The 14,730-nt window shown below is 38.4% G+C and carries 15 protein-coding genes and 1 other annotated feature; of the genes, 1 reads left to right on the forward strand and 14 read right to left on the reverse strand.

Going from position 1 to position 14,730, the window contains the following annotated elements; translation table 11 throughout:
• Positions 1-49: 49 nt before the first annotated feature.
• The 14 genes from V192_RS0107305 to V192_RS0107375 all read right to left on the reverse strand — a co-directional run bounded on the left by V192_RS0107305 (position 50) and on the right by V192_RS0107375 (position 13,871).
• Positions 50-580, reverse strand: coding sequence for an NYN domain-containing protein (locus V192_RS0107305; protein ID WP_025870402.1), 531 nt, complete (start codon positions 578-580; stop codon positions 50-52).
• Between the two features lie 129 nt (positions 581-709).
• On the reverse strand, positions 710-1,549 hold the full coding sequence (gene rlmB / locus V192_RS0107310; protein WP_029948170.1) for a 23S rRNA (guanosine(2251)-2'-O)-methyltransferase RlmB: 840 nt from the start codon (positions 1,547-1,549) through the stop codon (positions 710-712).
• Positions 1,539-1,937 carry a Mini-ribonuclease 3 gene (locus tag V192_RS0107315; RefSeq protein ID WP_025870406.1) on the reverse strand — a complete coding sequence of 133 codons (399 nt, stop codon included), beginning with the start codon at positions 1,935-1,937 and terminating at the stop codon, positions 1,539-1,541. The genes rlmB and V192_RS0107315 overlap by 11 nt, the downstream gene beginning before the upstream one ends.
• Entirely contained in the window at positions 1,934-3,346 is a 1,413-nt protein-coding gene (gene cysS, locus V192_RS0107320) for a cysteine--tRNA ligase (RefSeq protein WP_025870408.1), read from the reverse strand. Before cysS ends, V192_RS0107315 begins: the two co-directional genes overlap by 4 nt.
• Positions 3,330-3,878: a serine O-acetyltransferase EpsC gene (gene epsC, locus V192_RS0107325; protein ID WP_025870410.1), complete on the reverse strand. Its 549-nt coding sequence runs from the start codon at positions 3,876-3,878 to the stop codon at positions 3,330-3,332. The genes cysS and epsC overlap by 17 nt, the downstream gene beginning before the upstream one ends.
• 377 nt (positions 3,879-4,255) lie before the next feature.
• Positions 4,256-4,456: a binding site (T-box leader), on the reverse strand.
• A gap of 1 nt (position 4,457) precedes the next feature.
• The gene (gene gltX, locus V192_RS0107335; RefSeq protein ID WP_025870412.1) at positions 4,458-5,915 is read right to left on the reverse strand and encodes a glutamate--tRNA ligase; all 1,458 of its coding nucleotides are present in this window, start codon (positions 5,913-5,915) and stop codon (positions 4,458-4,460) included.
• Positions 5,912-6,403, reverse strand: coding sequence for a 2-C-methyl-D-erythritol 2,4-cyclodiphosphate synthase (ispF, locus tag V192_RS0107340; protein ID WP_025870413.1), 492 nt, complete (start codon positions 6,401-6,403; stop codon positions 5,912-5,914). The genes gltX and ispF overlap by 4 nt, the downstream gene beginning before the upstream one ends.
• A gap of 8 nt (positions 6,404-6,411) precedes the next feature.
• Complete coding sequence (gene ispD, locus V192_RS0107345; protein WP_025870414.1) at positions 6,412-7,137, reverse strand: 2-C-methyl-D-erythritol 4-phosphate cytidylyltransferase; 726 nt, start codon at positions 7,135-7,137, stop codon at positions 6,412-6,414.
• The gene (locus V192_RS0107350; protein WP_025870415.1) at positions 7,124-8,266 is read right to left on the reverse strand and encodes a PIN/TRAM domain-containing protein; all 1,143 of its coding nucleotides are present in this window, start codon (positions 8,264-8,266) and stop codon (positions 7,124-7,126) included. The genes ispD and V192_RS0107350 overlap by 14 nt, the downstream gene beginning before the upstream one ends.
• 86 nt (positions 8,267-8,352) lie before the next feature.
• The gene (gene radA, locus V192_RS0107355) at positions 8,353-9,723 is read right to left on the reverse strand and encodes a DNA repair protein RadA (RefSeq protein WP_025870418.1); all 1,371 of its coding nucleotides are present in this window, start codon (positions 9,721-9,723) and stop codon (positions 8,353-8,355) included.
• 103 nt (positions 9,724-9,826) lie between these two features.
• Positions 9,827-10,306, reverse strand: coding sequence for a dCTP deaminase/dUTPase family protein (locus V192_RS0107360; protein WP_025870420.1), 480 nt, complete (start codon positions 10,304-10,306; stop codon positions 9,827-9,829).
• 111 nt (positions 10,307-10,417) lie between these two features.
• A complete protein-coding gene (locus tag V192_RS0107365; protein ID WP_029948171.1) occupies positions 10,418-11,785 on the reverse strand; it encodes a hypothetical protein in 1,368 nt (455 codons plus the stop codon).
• A gap of 138 nt (positions 11,786-11,923) precedes the next feature.
• On the reverse strand, positions 11,924-13,240 hold the full coding sequence (locus V192_RS0107370; RefSeq protein WP_025870425.1) for a PTS sugar transporter subunit IIC: 1,317 nt from the start codon (positions 13,238-13,240) through the stop codon (positions 11,924-11,926).
• Positions 13,241-13,253: 13 nt separating this feature from the next.
• Entirely contained in the window at positions 13,254-13,871 is a 618-nt protein-coding gene (locus tag V192_RS0107375; protein WP_010770350.1) for an AAA family ATPase, read from the reverse strand.
• 42 nt (positions 13,872-13,913) lie between these two features.
• Between V192_RS0107375 and V192_RS0107380 the strand changes: the two genes are divergently transcribed.
• A complete protein-coding gene (locus tag V192_RS0107380) occupies positions 13,914-14,609 on the forward strand; it encodes a MurR/RpiR family transcriptional regulator (protein ID WP_025870430.1) in 696 nt (231 codons plus the stop codon).
• Positions 14,610-14,730: the final 121 nt, after the last annotated feature.

Below are 14,730 nucleotides of genomic sequence, written 5' to 3' on the forward strand. Positions count from 1 at the left end.
TAAAAAAAGCGTAACATTTTATTTTTAAAAAGTAGAATAAAACAGGATATTAATCTTTGTTTTTAGACAATTCATCCATTTTTTCTGACAATTTTGACAATTGATCGATATTCCAAGGAGAATTTCGTCGAAAATCTTGAAAATGGATATCTGTTGCATGAACTGCAATCGTACGTTCCGTTTTTTGAACATTTTTATACAACTCATTTGCCGACGCTCGTAACGCCCCTTTTGAAAAAACAAGCCATTGTTCTGCCAGATCGCTCGTCGCTACAGTTACTTGGGTCAATCGATCATTCTTCTCTCCTGCGATACGTTCAATATAGCTATCAGCGGTTTCTTCTTCCTTGGTGAAAACGACTGTTAACTGGTACTTTTTATACGTTTGCTGAATGCCTGGAACTAGCTGTGCATCAAAAACAACGATGATTTCTAAATCCTCATATTTTGCATAATTTGATAAACGCTGTAGTAAAACTTCTCTAGCATCTTCAAGCTTATTCTGATTCTTGAGCTGAACCAATTCAGGCCAAGAACCGATCATATTATAACCATCCACGATCAGTAACTGTTTTTTCATTTTTCTTTGTCACCTTCTTTATATAAAAAGTCGAGAAAAAAGCATTCCGCAGTTTCAAGCATAGTTGTTCATAGCTTCAAAACTTATGTAGCATATTGTTCACTCTTTTCCCGCCGTTTACCAGAATGATTAAAGGGGATTTCGTCCGCGATAAGCTTCATACATCAGCAACCCAGCTGCAACACCTGCATTCAAGCTCTGAACATGTCCGCTCATTGGAATCGTCAATAACTCGTCGACTTCTTTATGCAGTCCTTGACTCATCCCACGGCCCTCATTACCGATGATCAAAGCAATTGCTCCTTGAGTATTCCATTGACGATAATCAGTCCCGTTCATATCTGTTCCAAAAATCCAAAAACTATTTTCTTTCAGTGTAGCAATACTTTGCGTTAAATTCGTTACTCGGGCAACAGGAATATATTCCACAGCTCCAGTCGAAGCTTTCGCAACAACTGGTGTAATTCCTACTGCTCGATGTTTAGGAATAATGATACCATCAACTCCTGTTGCATCTGCCGTTCTTAATATAGAACCAAAATTGTGAGGATCTTCTAAGCTGTCTAGAATCAAGAAAAAAGGGGTCTCTGTCTTTTCTTTCGTACGATCAAGCAATTCATCCAGCGTTAAGTATTCATACGCTGTGATCGCTAGTACAACGCCTTGATGCACACCATGATTGGTCATAGTATCTAATTTTTGTTTTGGCACCCATTTGACAGGCACTGCATTTTCTTTTGCCAGTAATTTTAATTGTTCGACTTTTTCACTTTTACTGTCTTCTTGTAGAAATAATTTATTGCCGCGCCCTTGTTGAATCGCTTCAACTGACGCATGATTACCGAAAACAAAATTCTCTTCAATTGTTTCTTGGGTGATTTCCCGTTCTCTTTTTACGTTTTCTTTTTTGAACGGTTCTTTTTTTTGTGATTTATTCCCTTTGAAAGAACGTTTTTTATCATTTCTCATTTTCTTCACCTACTTTTTTTATACACCAATCGATCAATTCTTCTAAACGTTCTGTTTGTTTCGTTAGATGTAAATACCCCATCAATGATTCAAAGCCTGTCGCGATTCGATAAGTTGTGATATCAGCATTTTTAGCTGAGGTATGGCTTTTAGCATTACGGCCGCGTTTATACATCAGCTCTTCATTTTCTGTCAATAACTGCTCATCAAGCATTCCCTGAATCAAAAAAGCCTGCGCTTTAGCTGAAACATAATGTGTCGCCATACGGTGTAGAATATTCGGCTTAGTCTGGCCTAATTCAACCAAATAGTCACGGATATAAATTTCATAGATCGCATCGCCCACATAAGCCAATGCTAAACCGTTTAATTGTGTATAATCTCTCATTCACTTCTTCTCCATCTAGTTCCTTGCGCTGTATCTTCCAAGGTTATTCCTTTATCTTTTAACAAGTCACGGATTTCATCACTGCGGGCAAAATCACGATTGGCACGTGCTTGATTGCGCTCTTCGATCAATTGGTCGATATCATCATCTAGCAGCTCTTCTGATAAAAAGAAGAGCCCAAAAATACTTAACCATTGTGTAAATTGTTCCAGAGCTTTTTCAATCACCAAGGCTGATACCGCTTCTTGCTCGCTATATTGGTTTAACCATTTCGCCATTTCATAGACTACGGTGATGCCATTTGCCGCATTAAAATCATCATCCATTTCAGTCGTAAAACGTGTTTCTAGGTCTGCTAATTCTTGTAACATTTGATTATCTGCTTCCAATTCGACTGCTGCATCAGATTTTCTAAAGGATACATTCTCAAACGCATTTTTTAATTTCTGTAAATTGACGCTGGCTTCTTTCAATGTCGTTTCACTATAACGAATCGGGCGACGGTATTGTGTAGTTGCCATGAAGAAACGCAGTACTTGAGGATCGACTTGTTTCACTAACTCATGAACGGTTACAAAGTTACCTAACGATTTACTCATTTTTTCATCGTCTTCGCCAATTGTTACAAACCCATTATGCATCCAGTAATTAGCAAATGTTTTGCCTGTTTTCGCTTCACTTTGAGCAATTTCATTTTCGTGATGGGGAAATTCTAAGTCTTGACCGCCACCATGAATATCAATTGTATCACCTAAATGTTTGGTTGCCATAACAGAACACTCGATGTGCCAGCCAGGACGTCCAGCTCCCCACGGAGAATCCCATGAGATCTCACCTTCTTTAGCCCCTTTCCATAAGGCAAAATCTAGCGGATCTTCTTTCAATTCTTTTTCTACACCAGTTCGTTGGCTCGCACCGACTTCTAATTCGTCGATTGATTGATGGCTAAGTTTCCCGTAGTTTTCAAATTTGCGTGTTCGGTAATAGACATCGCCTTGTGATTCGTACGCATAGCCTTTATCAATCAGCGCTTGAATAAACGTCAAAATATCCGGCATATGATCCATGACACGAGGGTGCAGCGTTGCTGGTTTAACATTTAAGCTATTCGTATCCTCTTCAAAAGCATGGATAAAACGTTCTGCAACTTCTGGCGCTGTGATACCTAGATCTTTAGCTGCTCGGATGATTTTATCATCGACATCGGTAAAGTTTGACACATAATTCACTTCATATCCGCGATACTCTAAGTAACGTCTGATCGTGTCAAAAGCCATTGAACTACGGGCATTGCCGATGTGAATATAATTATAGACAGTCGGTCCGCAGACATACATCCGGACTTTTCCTTCCTCTATTGGTTGAAACACTTCTTTTTCTCTCGTTAATGTATTATAAATTTGAATCATACGTTACCTCCAATTTTTCTCCTTTTACTCTAACAACTTTTGCTGGTATTCCTACAGCCGTTGCATCATCAGGAATATCTGTTAATACAACAGCAGAAGCACCAATTTTGGCCCGTTCACCAATTGTAACAGGTCCTAATATCTGAGCATGTGCATGGACCATAGCTCCCTTTTTGACAGTCGGATGACGTTTTCCTGTATCCTTACCTGTCCCGCCTAACGTTACCCCATGGAACAATACAACATCCTCTTCGATTTCTGCCGTTTGACCAATCACAATTCCCATACCATGATCAATAAAAACGCCCGGTGCAATTGTCGCGCCAGGATGGATCTCAATCCCTGTTATAAATCGCCAAAACTGCGCATGGATCTTCGCTAAAAGAAACAAGCGGTGTCTATATAAAAAATGGGAAAAACGATGCCAAAACAACGCATGTAATCCTGGATATGTAAGCAATGCTTCCAACGTCGAACGTGCTGCTGGATCATTGTTTTTGACTGCCCTAACGGCTCTTTTTAACCAACTCATATTCGTACTCCTTTCGTTCATTGTCAAAACCATTTTTATTCCCCTGGTATACCTTCTTGCTAATAGTTCTCGAGAAATTTTATTTATTGTGTTTTTGCGATTTAATCAGTTGCCATAAAAAGAAAGCTATGACTATCGTTTCCACTAGAATTGCAAATAAATCACGGACTGTTAGCGAGCTTCTTAATACAAAGTTTATTATCGTACAAATAAAAAACACAAAAAGAAAAAAACTCGTTTTAGTTTGGATAACTTCATTTTTTATTTTTTTCATATTTCCCACCTCTTACAAATTTTTTTGTTTATCACATCAATCGAAAACGTCCTAGTGATGCGTTTCAAAATAAAGAAGCATCTTTTAAACGAAATAACTCCGTTTAAAAGACGCTTCTGCGTGGTTCCACTTTTTTTCACAGGTCTCCCTGCCTCAAAACAGATAACGGTTGTTGGCCGTTTTCAGCTACGTATCACTGAAACTATTCAAAGATGCATTTCAAAAAGGGCTGACAACTGTTTTCACCATCCACAGTCTCTCTAAAGACACGCGCTTTTTTACTTCTTCTTCTCTACATATTTCTATTATAAAACGTTATTTAAATGATCTAACGCTTTTTCTTTCCCTAAAAGCTCGATCGTATCGCCTAATTCTGGTCCATGCATTTGTCCTGAAACAGCTACACGAATCGGCATGAATAGGTTTTTGCCCTTCACGCCAGTTTCTTTTTGAACTGCTTTGATCCCTGCTTTGATACTTGGAACATCTACAACGTCCATCGCTTCCAATTGTGCTTTGAAGGCTGTTAGAACTTCTGGAACTGTTTCTCCAGCTAAGACTTCTTTGGCTGCATCATCTAAGACTGGATGTTCGTTGAAGAACAACTCAGATACATTGACGATTTCAGCCGCATAACTCATTTGTGGTTGGTACAAGCTGACAACTTTTTTCAACCATTCTAATTTTTCTCCGCTTGGTTGCGCTTCGATTTTGCCTTCTGCAACTAAATAAGGAAGACACATATCTGTTAAAACATCTAAGTCTAATTGTTTCATGTATTGGTTATTGACCCATTCGAGTTTTTTCCCATCAAAGGCTGCTGGTGATTTGCTTAAACGTTCTGGATCAAAGATTTTGATCAATTCTTCTTGTGAGAAGATTTCTTCTTCCCCAACTGGTGACCAGCCTAATAACGCTGTGAAGTTAAACATTGCTTCTGGTAAATAGCCAAGTTCACGGTATTGTTCGATAAATTGTAAAATCGATTCATCACGTTTACTTAATTTTTTACCCGTTTCAGAGTTGATGATCAATGTCATATGTCCAAATTGCGGCGCTTTCCAGCCAAATGCTTCATAAACCATCAATTGTTTTGGTGTATTCGCAATATGATCGTCCCCACGTAAAACATGAGTGATTTTCATCATATGATCATCCACTGCTACAGCAAAATTATACGTTGGCATACCATCACGTTTTTGAATAACGAAGTCCCCGCCAATATTATCTGATTCAAAAACAATTTCGCCTTTAACGATATCTTCAAATGTATAAGAAGTATTTCTCGGTACGCGGAAACGAATCACAGGAGTAAGTCCTTGTGCTTCTTTTTCTGCTTGTTCAGAAGGTGTCAATTCTGCACATTTCCCAGAATAATGAGGCATTTCACTGCGAGAGCGTTGTGCTTCTCTTTCAGCTTCTAACTCTTCTTCAGTACAATAACATTTATAAGCACGATTGCTTACCAACAGTTGATCGATCAAAGGTTGATAAATTTCGCCACGTTCTGACTGACGGTAAGGACCATATTCACCTGGTTTTTCAGGAGATTCATCCCAATCCATGCCCAACCAAGCTAAATTTTCCAGCTGGCTTTTTTCACCGTTCTCGATATTTCTTTTTTGATCGGTATCTTCAATTCGGATAATAAATTCACCATCATTGTGGCGGGCAAATAAATAATTGAATAAAGCTGTTCTTGCATTTCCAATGTGCAAATGTCCAGTTGGACTTGGTGCATAACGTACACGTACTTTTGTCATTGTGCATTCCTCTTTCTATTTTCAAGTAAAGCGACCGCAATCGCTCCCATACCTTCTTCTTGACCAATGAAGCCCATTTTTTCCATCGTTGTTGCTTTTAAATTGATTTGATTTGTTTCAATTTGACAGGCTTTAGCGATGTTCGTTTTCATTTGTTCTAAATAGGGTTTCATTTTTGGTTGTTCTGCTAAAATTGTACAATCAATATTGCCAATAGTAAAGCCACTAGCCAAAATTTTTTGATTTGCTTCGTATAATAATTTCATAGAATCCGCATCTTTAAATTCGGGATCAGTATCTGGAAATAAATGACCAATGTCTCCAAGTCCTGCGGCACCCAACAGTGCATCTGTAATCGCATGTAACAATACATCTGCATCCGAGTGTCCCAGCAATCCTTTTGTAAAAGGAAGCTCAACGCCTCCGATGATCAATTTACGTCCTTCTACTAATTGATGAACATCAAAACCCTGTCCAATTCGTATCATTTTTTCACCTAACTTCTTTTTCGTTTCACGATTGCTTCGCCGATCAGCATGTCTTCAGGTGTCGTTAATTTGATATTTTCATAGCTGCCCAACACCATTGATACAGGTAAATTACCATATTTTTCAATAAGCGAAGCATCATCTGTTCCTAAATAGTTTTCCTGTTGCGCGAGCCTATGGACTGCCATTAGATCCGTGCCATAAAAAGCTTGAGGCGTTTGGATTTGCCACAATGTTTCACGTGGAACTGTCTCTTCAACGATTCCATCAAAGACACGCTTGATCGTATCTTTGACCGGAACGCCTAAAATAGCAGCTCTTGTTTCTTGTACTTTTCTATGCAAAGATTTCAATTGAGCTAAGCTGACAAAAGGTCTTGCTCCATCATGAACCATTACGATATTTTCTGGATCGATCAACGCATTTAACCCATTAAAAACACTATACTGACGTTCACTACCACCGGATACAAGCGTTACTGTGCAACTTTTTTTCTTTGCTTCTTTCTTGACCATTGCTGCTAATAAATCCTGTTCATCTTCTTGCGTGACCAAGATAATATGTTTGCATGCTGGATCATTGAAAAAGGTGTTTAAAGAATAAGAAATAACTGGTTTACCGATCAAGTGCAATAAAATTTTATTCCGGCTGGCACCCATTCTCTTCCCTTGACCTGCCGCTAATAAAATGACCTCATAATCCAGCGCTCTATTTCTATTTTCAGCTTTTCTCATTGGCTCTATGTTCTTCTTTACTGTCGTCGATCCCACGACCTGAGTGAGCTGGTTTAGCAAAAATCATTCGACCAGCTGCCGTTTGTAATGCACTCGTAACAACTACTTGAATATGTTCATTCATATAATGCTGTCCATCTTCAACCACAACCATCGTGCCGTCATCTAAATAGGCTACGCCTTGCTGACGTTCTGTTCCAGCTTTTACAACCATCACATTCATTGTTTCACCTGGGATCACTACGGGTTTTACAGCATTTGCTAAAGCATTGATATTCAACACAGGAACATTTTGAAATTCAGAAACTTTGTTTAAGTTGTAGTCATTCGTTACTACTACGCCATCCAACAGTTTTGCTAATTTAATCAACTTACTGTCAACTTCTGAAATATCTTCAAAATCTCCTTCATACATTTCAACCGAAATACCAGGTTCTTTTTGCAATGCATTTAAAATATCCAATCCCCGGCGCCCGCGAACACGTTTTAGGCTATCTCCAGAATCTGCAATATATTGTAGCTCGTACAATACAAAATTAGGAATCAAAATAACACCTTCTAAAAAGCCAGTTTTAGCAATATCGTAGATTCTACCATCGATAATTACACTTGTATCCAAAATTTTGTATTTATGAAAGTGATCTTCTATTCTGCGATCAAGAACTTCTCCTTCTGTTTCAACTTGCGCTTTCTTTTGTTTAGGAGTAAAAATTTTACGCCACTCATCAATCCGAGTTGTCCCCATACGGAACCCTAGATAACCAAAAACGATCATGACCAAAATTGGTAATACGCTATTTACGAATGGGATATTCAAATTGTACATCGGAATTGAGATAATGGCTCCGATGATCAGACCGATAATCACACCGACGCTCCCGAATAATAGATACGTCAAACTCATTTCGTTTAATGTTGCTTCTACTTTTTTCACAACTGAAACAATATACTTTGCTAACCCTAACGATAAAATAAAGAAAATAAGTGCACCAATCAAACTGTTAGTAAAGTTATTGTTCAGCCATGTATTATCTGCCTGTTTCGCCATATCCCAAGCCAGTGGTAGCACTGAGATACCTAGACTTGCGCCAGCGACGACCATCAGCAGTGTGATGACACGTTTTTGCATAGATTCATCCTCCAATATAGTCATACTTAATTTAAAGAAAAAGAGGCGAGGCTGACTAACTATTTACTGCAGCCTCTAGACCCTTTTTATTTGAATACTTTTCTCAAGGTTTCACCAATCGTCGCAACACCAACGATCTCGATTCCTTCTGGCGGCGTCCAGCCGCCTAAATTGTTCTTTGGCAAATAAATCTTAGTAAATCCAAGCTTTTGTGCTTCCCGCACGCGTTGCTCAATGCTGTTCACACGACGAATCTCACCTGTCAAACCAATCTCACCAATAAAACATTCTGTTGGTTTTGTACCGTTTTCTTTGTAGCTGGAAGCAATACTGACCGCCACAGCTAAATCGATGGCTGGTTCGTTGATTTTCACACCACCTGCGGCTTTTAGATAGGCATCTTGATTTTGTAGTAGTAACCCCGCGCGTTTTTCTAAAACTGCCATAATTAGAGACACTCTATTGAAGTCCAGTCCAGTCGTCGTTCGTTTGGCATTACCAAACATTGTTGGCGTAATCAATGCTTGTACTTCAACTAAAATCGGCCGTGTTCCTTCCATTGCCACAACAATTGCTGAACCAGTAGCGTCAGCCAATCGCTCTTCCAAAAATACTTGAGAAGGATTTGCTACTTCTTCCAATCCATGCTCCCGCATTTCAAAAATTCCAATCTCATTAGTGGACCCAAAACGGTTTTTTACTGCTCTCAAGATTCTGAATGTATGATGTTTGTCGCCTTCAAAATACAAAACGGTATCAACCATATGCTCAAGCATACGGGGTCCTGCAATCGAACCTTCTTTGGTCACGTGACCTACGATAAAAATCGCAATCCCATTGGTTTTAGCGATTTTCAGCAATTCAGCCGTTGTCTCTCTCACTTGACTGACACTACCAGCAACACTAGTCACGTCCGGTTGTGTCATCGTTTGAATAGAGTCTATGATCACGTAATCAGGTTCTAATTTTTCGATTGCTCGAGAAATTTCGTTCATATCCGTTTCAGCATATAAATAAAACTCCGTATCGATCGAGCTTAAACGCTCCGCACGCATTTTGATTTGCTCGGCACTTTCTTCTCCGGAAACATAGAGCACTTTGCCGCCAATTTCAGCAAGTTGCTGCGATACTTGTAAAAGAAGGGTTGATTTCCCAATTCCAGGATCTCCGCCGATCAAAACAAGTGACCCAGGAACAACCCCGCCGCCTAGTACCCGGTTCAGCTCCACTAGCTTCGTCTTAACTCTTGGCTCTTTCTTTGGAACGACTTCAGCTAAGCGCTGCGGTTGAGTCTTTTTACCTGTTAAACTAACTCTAGCACGACGATCTGTCGTATCTTGAATGATTTCTTCTGTCATTGTGTTCCACTGCCCGCAATTTGGACAGCGTCCTAAATATTTAGGGGAGATATACCCGCACGTTTGACACTCAAATTGAACTTTTGCTTTTTTTGCCATATGCTATCCCCTCGTTTTGATGTATTCTTTATTTTACCATAGTTGTGGCCTCTTAGACTAAGACTACCCACTGTAATATACGCAGTTTTCTAGGGATTTTATCTTAGTTTTTACCTGAAGAGCCAAATCCACCTGTCCGTTCGTTTTCTACATCATCAATATCTGCTAAAAGAAACGGTTTAAAGATTCCTTGTCCGATTCGTTCGCCTTTTTCGATGACCATCTCATCATAACCGAAGTTAAGAAACTGAAACATGATATGTCCTTCATTGCCTTCGTTATTATAATAATCGCGGTCGATCACACCAACACCATTTGCTAACATCAAGAAGCGTTTCAAAGGGTTTGATGAACGGCTCACTAATTCTAAATACTCATTTTCAGCCATGTAAGCTTTGATCCCTGTCTTTACCAAAACGGGTTTTGGTGCGATACCTTGTGCTTGTAATTGCCAAATACTTGGAACAACTACCGTTTCAGCTGCTTCAAAGTCGTAACCAGCAGCGCCTTTTGTGGCACGTTGCGGGATTGCGATTCCTTGGTCTATATAATCAGTGATAATTTCAAATCCTCGTTGTTTCATCAAAAATCTCCTCTACTTGTAAACTATTTCTATTTTAACATATTACACCGATCCCCAGTTTACTTTTACAGTATCTTTAATATTCTCTTGTGCTTTTTTAATGTTTTCACATCATTTGGACTCATTTTGTTCAGGTTTTACTACTTCGTAAAGAATAAAAGCAAAAAATAACATCAAGCCGACTATACTAATTATATGAATATGCTCCACCAACTGAAGAGCAGCTGGATTATGGGTCTGATGCGCTGTGATCTGTAAAACAGTTTTGACTGGTAACTGTGCTTGTTTCGCTAACAACCATAAAACGCTCATCAATAACAACTGATGGGTCACACTCCCCTTTGTTTGGGTGCTATATTTCGTAATGATTCGTTGATCTTGAGGTAAGATTTCTTCTTGATAATACTGCTGGTTCAAGAAATTTCCTGTAGCACTTATGAAACAGCTGAGCAGAAAGATTCCAACTGGAAAAATTGGTCGAAACAATAATAAGAATAGTGACAACATAAAGCCACACAGATGAATGATTTTAGGATCTACCTTAGGCAATAGACGATATAAAAATTTAATAACGATAGCTGAGCCGATTATTCCTAAAATATAAGGAACATATAAATTTGCAGTAAGACGATTTAACCCTAAACGTAACGAAACATAGAATGTTCCAAAAAGCAGTAGAAAGTTCATGCACATGCCATTAGCAAACGTCATTAAATTCAGCCATAATGGGAGTTTCCATGTTTTTCTTTGACTATTCAAATACCAGCCAGCTATTAAAAACAAAAGAGAAAATCCGATAATAGCAACATCCAGAAGTTGTGTGTCAAATAGCAAACGAGCAGAACGGATAAATAACAACAAAACAAAGAAAAATAAGAATAAAAAGAACTCTTTGACCGATATCACTTGTTGATCAACTTCATTAAAATCAATTTCATAGTCAGGATAGTGTGTGACTGTATGATAGGCTGCTATATACAACAACGTATACTCCCCTAAAACTAGCGGAATCCTCATACCATTTGTCAACAACAACGATGCGATCACACCACCAAATATCAGTAAGATAAAAAGATATTTTCTGCCAGTCAACGCAGAATACCCTTGCTGTTTTTCATGATAATTGACGGTAGTATTGGCTGCTGGCAGCCATGAGGCACTTAGACCGAGTAAAATAGCTGCAAATAGATACGCCGGAAAATAAAATTGCCCCAGCATCCCGATCAAACAGCCAGCACCTCCAAGCAAAATCGAGATGATCAACACGTTAAAGCTCGTCAACGCTAATTTGAAGCTTTTTAGCAAGAATATCCCAGTCATTCGAAACGTGTAAAAAAGAACAAAAGGCAAAACTCTCTCCAAAGTCGTACCATCACTTAGACTCAAAAACAAAAAGTAGGGGATAAAAATAATTGTATTGGATAAAATAAACGGTGCAACTTGCAGACAATTGCGGGCTATTTCTTTTAGTTTAGACATCACTTGACCTCCTTTGAAACGGTTTGTTCTGTTGTAGTCTACCACGTTCATGGAGAAAGTGAAATAAATCACCCAATTAAAAAAGCCGATTACATAAAATTATGCAATCGAACTCTTTTTAGATTTATGCTTCAACTCCTACAACACTTCATCCACTAATTTCGTTTGATTCTTTTCAAAGACTTTAAAAAATGGATAATAAACAAAAATACTCAAAACTACTAAGAAAATGTAGAAAACAATATTACGCCAGTCCATCGTCGCCAAATATGCTTGAGCAAAAAACGGTGTGAAAGATGGATCAACGATAAACCCTAGTGAAATCAAGCCGATTTTTTGTGCAAAATACGTTAGAAACAGTGAAATGATCGGCATGATCAAAAATGGAATTCCTAATATCGGATTAAAGACGATCGGTAACCCGAAAATCACAGGCTCATTGATGGAACAAATGCCTGGGACAAATGACAATTTACCGATTGTACGATATTGTGGTACTTTACTGAACATCATCAAAATAACTAATCCTAACGTATTCCCTGCGCCACCTAAAACAGAAATCCGAAACATCTGTAAGTTCATCAAATGTGTCATCGCTTCTCCTGCGGCAGCTTGTTCTGCATTCAGTCCTGTTTGAGCCACACCTAACGTAAAGACGATTGGAAAAATAATCGATGAACCGTTGATACCAAATAACCAGAGAACATTTCCTAATGTCACGATCAATAACAAACCGCCCAAGCTCCCTGCAATATTCACAGCGGGCGTTAACACAGACATAACTGCATCAGGGAAAGACTGATTGATCAATCCTAGAAAAACCAAGTTCAATCCATAAAATAAAACAATATTCGTCAGCAAAGGAATCAACGTATTAATGAACGTCACAACCATCGGTGGCACGGTATCCGGTAGCGAAATCTTAATATTTTTCACTTCAAAGAAACGACTGACTTCAACAACTAACAGACCTAAAATAATTGCCACGAATAGGCCGTTTGTTCCTAAATAAGCTAGAGAAATCGTACCGTCCTTAACTGGCGTACATACAAGCAAGTATGTCACCATGCTGACCATTCCATTCATAGCAGCATTCAGCTTATACTCATTCGATAATGAATAGGTGATCCCAAAAACACTGATCAACCCAATAATCCCCATCGTCAAATTATAAGGCGCCGTAATCACATCATAATTGGCAACAGCGAATTCTTTCCACGCAGCTAAAAACTTCATAAATACTCCAGCCTTCGCTGGATCATACTGATCTATATTGATGGGGGGATTGGCAAAGATCAGGAAGAAAGAACCAATCACAATAAATGGTAAACCAAACATCATTCCGGTAGATACAGCCTTAAGATGGCGCTGATTGCCAATTTTATTCGCAAATGGACTTAAAATGTCGTTCAATCGATTTACAATAGATCCTTTAGCACTCGCTGATTTATTCATCAGAAGCTCCTCCTTAAACTTGCCAAGAGTTAAATTCAAAAGCCGATTCAACGACTTCATTCGGGTCATAGCGATCAATGATTTTTGCATATTCTTCTTTGTAGTTATTGGTTACTTCAGCTTGCGGAATAACAAGACTCGCTTCATTCAAGAAATGTTTTGAATCTCTACCCATTTCTTTGCCACGTGTTGTATGTTTATCTAAAGCGATATCTGGAATCTCAGGTACATGTCCCATTGCAAAACTTTTGATCACGATATTTTTCAATAAATCGGAAGAACGATCTTTTTCAGATTGACATAAATAACGAATCGCATGGAAAAAGAACATCGCACGATCAGATTCATTGTATTGAAATTCTTTGCGCATTTGATTTAAATTGTTGACCATGATTGCAGCTTGATCGTTGCCCATCCCGATATCTTCTACTGAGATCGCAAGTAATCTACGCCATAATTTTTCCTCAAACTGTGGAGATGTGATATACATTTCATAAGCGAAATCACAAGCTGCACGTTCATTACCGCGACGGATAGACTTTTGCAGAGCAGAAACGACCTCATCGCCATTTAAATTATTTCTAGTTTTAACTCTTGCCCAGGGATCATTGATATATTCTTGTTCTGTCATGTTATAATACTCCTAACTAAATTGATTTTAAGGGTGATTCAAGTGAATATCGATAGTCTTGCTGAAAAATACCAATTGAATAAAACCGAAATCCAAATTTTACGGTATATGACCGACCATCGTCTGGAATTAAAAAATTTAGGTATCCGAGAAATTGCTAAACAAAGCTTTGTTTCAACTGCAACGATCATCAATATGGCGAAAAAAATGAATTTTACAGGCTATAGTGAGCTCGTTTTTTACATCAGTGAATTCAATCTCAGCCAAGAACGTCTGGAAAAACATGATGTGATTAAAGCTTACGGCGATAATTTTTTGACACTTTTGAAAAAATATCAGGATAAAAACATCATGATCTTAGGTTCTGGATTTTCGCAAAATTTAGCCAACTATTTTTCTGAATACCTGAATCTTTATGGATTTAGAGCTACTTCTAACAGTCATTTAGAATTTTTAAGAGAAAGTCATAAAGATGATGTACTGCTGATTTTCATCAGTAATTCCGGTAATACTGGCAGGATGTTTGAACTAGCAGAAATTGCTCAGACGAATGAGTTAGAAAGCATCTGCTTTGTTGGCAGTGATCAGTCAGCGATTAGTAAACTTTCTACACTTTCCATTAGTACAAATACCTACTCTCCAAGCTCCCATCAAGATTTTTATCCTCAATTATTTTTTGGTACTGTTTTGATCCAATTTGAATTATTAATGAGTTATACACTTCAAAATCTACAGTAGAAGAACGATTCGGCCGATGTTTCTTCATGACGTATTATAGTGGAAAACATCGGCGATAAGAAGCGCTTTCAGCCATATATAAACATGTTTACCGATTTATAAACATGTTTGCTTTAAGCTT

Source organism: Enterococcus crotali (assembly GCF_000633635.1).
Classification (GTDB): domain Bacteria; phylum Bacillota; class Bacilli; order Lactobacillales; family Enterococcaceae; genus Enterococcus_L; species Enterococcus_L crotali.

Excerpts from the sequence above, each read along its gene's own strand:
- radA (WP_025870418.1), bottom strand. The coding sequence starts at position 9,723 with ATGGCAAAAAAAGCAAAAGTTCAATTTGAGTGTCAAACGTGCGGGTAT.
- ispF (WP_025870413.1), bottom strand. The coding sequence starts at position 6,403 with ATGATACGAATTGGACAGGGTTTTGATGTTCATCAATTAGTAGAAGGA.
- V192_RS0107305 (WP_025870402.1), bottom strand. The coding sequence starts at position 580 with ATGAAAAAACAGTTACTGATCGTGGATGGTTATAATATGATCGGTTCT.
- cysS (WP_025870408.1), bottom strand. The coding sequence starts at position 3,346 with ATGATTCAAATTTATAATACATTAACGAGAGAAAAAGAAGTGTTTCAA.
- V192_RS0107370 (WP_025870425.1), bottom strand. The coding sequence starts at position 13,240 with ATGAATAAATCAGCGAGTGCTAAAGGATCTATTGTAAATCGATTGAAC.
- rlmB (WP_029948170.1), bottom strand. The coding sequence starts at position 1,549 with ATGAGAAATGATAAAAAACGTTCTTTCAAAGGGAATAAATCACAAAAA.
- V192_RS0107360 (WP_025870420.1), bottom strand. The coding sequence starts at position 10,306 with ATGAAACAACGAGGATTTGAAATTATCACTGATTATATAGACCAAGGA.
- gltX (WP_025870412.1), bottom strand. The coding sequence starts at position 5,915 with ATGACAAAAGTACGTGTACGTTATGCACCAAGTCCAACTGGACATTTG.
- V192_RS0107350 (WP_025870415.1), bottom strand. The coding sequence starts at position 8,266 with ATGCAAAAACGTGTCATCACACTGCTGATGGTCGTCGCTGGCGCAAGT.
- ispD (WP_025870414.1), bottom strand. The coding sequence starts at position 7,137 with ATGAGAAAAGCTGAAAATAGAAATAGAGCGCTGGATTATGAGGTCATT.
- V192_RS0107375 (WP_010770350.1), bottom strand. The coding sequence starts at position 13,871 with ATGACAGAACAAGAATATATCAATGATCCCTGGGCAAGAGTTAAAACT.
- V192_RS0107365 (WP_029948171.1), bottom strand. The coding sequence starts at position 11,785 with ATGTCTAAACTAAAAGAAATAGCCCGCAATTGTCTGCAAGTTGCACCG.
- V192_RS0107315 (WP_025870406.1), bottom strand. The coding sequence starts at position 1,937 with ATGAGAGATTATACACAATTAAACGGTTTAGCATTGGCTTATGTGGGC.
- epsC (WP_025870410.1), bottom strand. The coding sequence starts at position 3,878 with ATGAGTTGGTTAAAAAGAGCCGTTAGGGCAGTCAAAAACAATGATCCA.